The sequence below is a fragment of the Vibrio sp. 10N.222.48.A3 genome, from assembly GCF_041475345.1.
GTDB classification, from domain to species: Bacteria; Pseudomonadota; Gammaproteobacteria; order Enterobacterales; family Vibrionaceae; genus Vibrio; species Vibrio tasmaniensis_A.
The window spans coordinates 1-5,847 of sequence record NZ_JBFRVX010000010.1; the positions used below are offsets into that span (position 1 = coordinate 1).

Sequence of the window (5,847 nt, forward strand, 5' to 3'; positions counted from 1 at the left end):
GGCTACGATCGCCACGTGCATAAATTTATCCGTACCGCGATCGATATGGATAAAAACCGTGCCTTTAGCCAACGTTTGCGTCAGTCAGTCACTGACTACTTTGATGCGCCTTGGTTATTGACCTACGCAGACGCAGAAAAACTCACGGATCTTCGTGATGAAGCACTTGTGCTCCGTGATGACGAAGTGATGGGGCAAGCCCCAATCGACGTAGAATACGAAGAATTTGAGCAAGTGAACGATCTACTTTCAGAACGAATCGCAGATATGTTGAAAGCTCACAAACAGCAAGGCGCGCCAATTGATCTTGGCCTTGTGCTGCGTGATTACCTCGCAGCGCACCCTCGCACACACCATTTTGATTTAGCCAGAATTGTTGTCGACCAAGCCGTTCGCTTAGGTTACTCAGAGTCTGACTATCAGGCTATTCAGCCAGATTGGCAGGCAATCAACGATTTCGGTGCAAAGGTACAAGCAAATGTCATTAACAAGTACTGATGATTACATGCCAGAGAAACTGGTAAAAGCGATAGCGAACCCATTGTTTCCTGCGCTAGATAGCATGTTGCGTTCAGGCAAGCATGTTTCAACAGAAGACCTCGATAACCATGCGTTGCTTTCTGATTTTGAAGTTGAGCTTCAGCATTTTTATCAACGCTACAATACGGAACTGGTAAAAGCGCCTGAAGGTTTCTTTTATTTGCGTCCGCGTTCTACGTCTTTAATTGGGCGTAGTGTGTTGTCTGAGCTCGACATGCTAGTTGGTAAAGTATTGTGTTTCTTATACCTAAGCCCAGAGCGTTTGGCTCATGAAGGCATCTTCACCAATCAAGAGTTGTTTGATGAACTGATGTCGTTAGCGGATGAGAAAAAACTCATGAAGCTAGCAACCAACCGTGCGTCTGGTTCTGACTTAGACAAAGAAAAGCTGTTTGAAAAAGTACGTACTTCTTTACGCCGTTTACGTCGTATCGGCATGCTGATCGTGATTGGTGAAACAGGTAAATTCCGTATCAGCGAAGCGGTGTTCCGTTTTGGTGCGGATGTTCGTGTTGGCGATGATATGAAAGAAGCGCAATTACGACTTATTCGTGATGGTGAAGCTGTTGTTCATACTCAAGAGCCTAACCAAGGTAGCTTGTTGAATGAAGAACAAGCAGAAGCCGTATCAGAAATAGATTTAGACGTAGACGAAAACGGTCAACAAGACATTTTTAACGATCAAGCTGACTTTGACCTTGAGTCAAACGACAGCGAACAAACAAAGGTAGAAGGTGAAGCATGATTGAAAGAGGTAAATATCAATCATTAACCATGGTCAACTGGAACGGCTTCTTCGCGCGTACTTTTGATATTGATGGATTGGTTACAACGCTTTCTGGCGGTAACGGTGCAGGTAAGTCGACCACAATGGCGGCATTCATTACAGCACTTATCCCTGACCAAAGCCTTCTGCATTTCCGTAACACTACGGAAGCGGGTAGCTCACAGTCATCTCGTGATAAAGGTCTCTACGGTAAGCTTCAGCCAGGCGCATGTTATGCCGCGCTAGATGTTGTGAACTCTCGTAATCAACGCCTATTGTTTGCAGTAAAACTGCAGCAAGTTGCGGGTCGTGATAAGAAGGTCGACATCAAACCGTTTGTAATCCAAGGCCTTCCAAGCCATGTGAAGCCAACGGATGTATTGATTCAGAACGTTTCAGACAGCCACGCTCGTGTGTGTCAACTGAACGACGTGAAAGCAGCGGTAGCGCAATATGAAGGGGCGCACTTTAAAGCCTTCTCTTCGATTGTTGATTACCACTCACAGATGTTTGAGTACGGTGTTGTTCCTAAGAAACTGCGTAACAGCAGCGACCGTTCTAAGTTCTACCGTTTGATTGAAGCATCACTTTACGGCGGTATCTCAAGTGCGATTACACGTTCTCTGCGTGATTACCTTCTTCCGCAAAATGGCGGTGTGAAGAAAGCATTCCAAGATATGGAATCAGCACTGCGTGAAAACCGCATGACGCTAGAAGCGATCAAAACGACTCAGTCGGATCGTGACCTGTTCAAGCACTTGATCACTGAATCTACGAACTACGTGGCAGCAGATTACATGCGCCATGCCAACGATCGTCGTAACAAGCTTGATCAAACCATGAAGTTTCGTGGTGAACTGTTTGGTTCTCGCGAGACCTTGCTTGATCAAAACAACTTGTTGAACCGCGTTCAAGAAGAGCTTGAGTTGTTGGTCGATCAAGAATCGGCACTAGAGCAAGACTATCAAGCGGCGTCGGATCATCTTCAATTGGTTCAAACAGCACTTCGTCAGCAAGAGAAAATCGCTCGTTACAGCGAAGATCTGGAAGAGCTTAATGAGCGTCTAGAAGAGCAGATTATGGTGGTTGAAGAAGCTCAAGAGCGAGTACTTCTTGCTGAAGAACAGGCAACCATAACTGAAGAAGAAGTGGATAGCCTGAAAACTCAGCTTGCTGACTACCAACAAGCGTTGGATGTTCAGCAGACTCGTGCGCTTCAATACCAGCAAGCGGTTCAAGCATTAGAGAAAACTAAACAGCTACTTGGTGATGAGTCTATTACGGCAGAAAGCGCATTAACTCTGGTTTCTGAGCTAAAAGCACAAGAAGAATCAAGCACTCAAACGCTACTGTCGACTAAACATAAGCTAGACATGTCCTCTGCTGCGTCTGCACAGTTCGACAAAGCACTGTCTCTTGTTAAAAGCATTGTTGGTGATGTTGAGCGTAAAGAAGCGTCTACCAGTGCTAAGCAAGCGTTAGAAAAAGGCCGTAACGCAAAACACGTTGTTGAAAACGAACAGCAGTGGCGTGCTCAGCACCGCGACATGGCTCGTGATGTGGCGCAGCAGCGTCAAGCAAAAGAGCTTGCGACTGAATACCAAAAGCAACACAACATCTCACTGACTGACGAAACGGTTTTCGATGAAGAACGTGAACGCCATGCAATCCAGATCGAATCTCTTGAGTATGCTCAAGAAGAGCTGCGTGAAGCGAAGAGTGAGCAACGTCGTGTGCAACAAAACCAAGACCAAGAGATTCAAAAACTTGAGTCTATTGCTCCAGCGTGGATCACGGCGAACGATGCACTTGAAGCCCTAAGAGATCACACAGAAGCTGAGCTAGAAGATAGCCAAGCAGTAATGACTCAAATGCAGCAAGTGCTTGAAGACGAGAAATCTCAAGCGGTAGCAAAAGATCAGTTGGCTACGCGCCGAGCTGAACTTGAGCAAGAGATTGAACGCTTAGCTTCTCCAGGTGGTTCTAACGATCCTCGCCTGAAAGGTCTAGCGGATACGCTTGGTGGCGTGCTGCTTTCTGAGATCTACGATGACATCACGATTGGCGATGCGCCGTACTTCAGTGCGATGTACGGCCCGGCTCGTCACGCAATTGTGGTTTCGGACCTTGATGGCATTAAAGAGAAGCTGGTGGATCTTGATGATTGTCCAGAAGACCTTTACATCCTAGAAGGTGATGTAGATGCGTTTGATGACAGCTCATTCAATGCCGATGAGCTTGAAGGTGCGGTGTGTGTTCAACTGAACGATCGTCAAATGCGTTACTCGCGCTTCCCTGAGATTCCATTGTTTGGTCGTGCAGCTCGTGAGCAACGCCTAGAGAAATTGCGTGAAGAGCGTGACGTTGTGGTAGAAAACCACGCCAAAGCTGCGTTTGACTCTCAGAAACTGAATCGCCTATACCAAGCATTCAACAGCTTTGTTGCTAAGCATCTGCACGTTGCGTTTAACGCAGATCCAGAACAAGCACTTGCTGCGATTCGTGATAAGCGTAATCAAATTGTTCGTTCTCTGGCTGAGCTTAACTCTAAAGAGCAGCAACAACGTAGTCAGCTTCTACAAAGCAAGCAGGCACTCGGTGCGCTAGATAAATTAGCGCCAATGGTTCGTATTTTAGAAGACGAAACATTGGCTGAGCGCTTAGCAGAATTAGAAGCACAACTAGAGCGTTTAAGTGAAGCTAAGTCTTACTTGAATACGCACGGCAAAGCGCTTACTTCTCTAGAGCAAATCGTATCTGCACTAGAGGCTGACCCAGAGCAGTTCGAAGCTTTGGAAGCTGAATATCGTCAAGCAGACAACGCGCTACAAACGCTAAAAGGCAAAGTGTTCGCGCTGTCTGATCTGATTGAGCGTCGTCACTACTTTGCTTACGCGGATTCTGTTGATTTGCTTAACAAGAGCAGTGAACTGAGCGAGCAGTTAAAAGCGAAGTTGGTTCAAGCTGAACAAGCAAGAACCAAAGGCCGCGATGGCTTGAAGCAAGCTCGCGAACAGATGAACCAATACAACCAAGTATTGGCGGCACTGAAGAGCTCACATCAAGCGAAGCAAGAAACGGTTCAAGAGTTTAAACAAGAGCTACAAGAGTTCGGCGTAAACGCTGACGAAGGCGCTGAAGAGCGTGCTGTACGTCGTCGTGACGAGCTTCAAGAGCGTCTGCACACATCTCGCAGCCGTAAGAGCGAATACGAGCGTACGATTACGTCAACAGAGCTTGAGATGAAAGCCTTAGCTAAGCGTCTTAAGAAAGTTCAGAAAGAGTACACAGAACTTCGTACCTTCGTTGTTGCAGCAAAAGCTGGCTGGTGCTCAGTACTTCGCTTAGCTCGTGAAAACGATGTTGAACGTCGTCTACACAAGCGTGAACTGGCTTACCTAACGGCGGGCGAGCTTCGCTCTATGTCGGATAAATCACTGGGTGCGCTACGTCTGGCTGTGGCTGACAATGACGACCTACGTGACTCGCTGCGTCTATCGGAAGACAACGCACATCCAGAGCGTAAGGTTTTGTTCTACATCGCAGTTTACCAACACCTTCGTGAGCGTATTCGCCAAGACATCATTCATACGGATGATCCGGTTGAAGCAATCGAAGAGATGGAAGTTGAGCTAGCTCGACTAACAGAAGAACTGACGCAGCGTGAAAACCGCTTGGCGATCAGCTCTGAGTCGGTAGCAAGCATCATCAAGAAAACGATTCAGCGCGAGCAGAACCGTATTCGAATGCTGAACCAAGGTTTGTCTAACATCTACTTCGGTCAGGTTAAGGGCGTACGTCTGAACGTTAAGATCCGTGAAAGTCACGAGATTTTGCTATCAGGGCTAGCGACTCAGCAAGAGCAGCACAAAGACTTGTTTGAATCAACGCGCTTTACCTTCTCAGAAGCAATGGCGAAGTTGTTCCAACGTGTCAATCCGCATATCGATATGGGTCAACGTTCTCCACAAGTTCTTGGTGAAGAGTTACTGGATTACCGTAACTACCTAGAGCTGAGTGTTGAAGTTAACCGTGGTTCAGACGGTTGGTTACAAGCGGAATCGGGTGCATTGTCTACGGGTGAGGCGATCGGTACTGGTCAATCAATCCTATTGATGGTTATTCAGAGCTGGGAAGAAGAGTCACGTCGACTTCGTAGTAAAGACATCGTTCCATGTCGTTTGTTGTTCCTTGATGAAGCCGCTCGTCTGGATTCTAAGTCGATCTCTACGCTGTTTGAACTGTGTGACCGTTTAGGTATGCAACTTCTGATTGCTGCGCCAGAGAACATTAGCCCAGAGAAAGGTACAACCTACAAACTGGTACGTAAGGTCTTCAAAGACCACGAACACGTACACGTTGTTGGTCTGCGTGGTTTTGCTCAAAACAAACCGGTATCTCCTGTTCAAGAGCTTATCGAAACCCCTTAGAAGCGTAATCTATCTACCGTAAATTAATAGCCTCGAAGTATACAACTTCGGGGCTTTTTTTGTTTGGCAGCTTCACGGGTCTCGTATTCTTTTGGTGAGGGTGAGGGTGAG

2 protein-coding genes and 1 pseudogene are annotated in these 5,847 nt (G+C 46.9%); all 3 read left to right on the forward strand.

All coding sequences use genetic code 11. The features are described from left to right. Positions 1-498: pseudogene (locus AB4653_RS00200) on the forward strand (condensin subunit MukF); the annotation flags it as partial. Further along, positions 479-1,285 carry a chromosome partition protein MukE gene (mukE, locus tag AB4653_RS00205; protein WP_032555182.1) on the forward strand — a complete coding sequence of 269 codons (807 nt, stop codon included), beginning with the start codon at positions 479-481 and terminating at the stop codon, positions 1,283-1,285. The pseudogene AB4653_RS00200 and the gene mukE, both read left to right, overlap by 20 nt. Then, the gene (gene mukB, locus AB4653_RS00210) at positions 1,282-5,736 is read left to right on the forward strand and encodes a chromosome partition protein MukB (RefSeq protein WP_009846360.1); all 4,455 of its coding nucleotides are present in this window, start codon (positions 1,282-1,284) and stop codon (positions 5,734-5,736) included. The genes mukE and mukB overlap by 4 nt, the downstream gene beginning before the upstream one ends. Positions 5,737-5,847: the final 111 nt, after the last annotated feature.

Bases quoted from the DNA above. Each gene is read 5' to 3' on its own strand.
- mukE (WP_032555182.1), top strand. From the start codon at position 479: ATGTCATTAACAAGTACTGATGATTACATGCCAGAGAAACTGGTAAAA.
- mukB (WP_009846360.1), top strand. From the start codon at position 1,282: ATGATTGAAAGAGGTAAATATCAATCATTAACCATGGTCAACTGGAAC.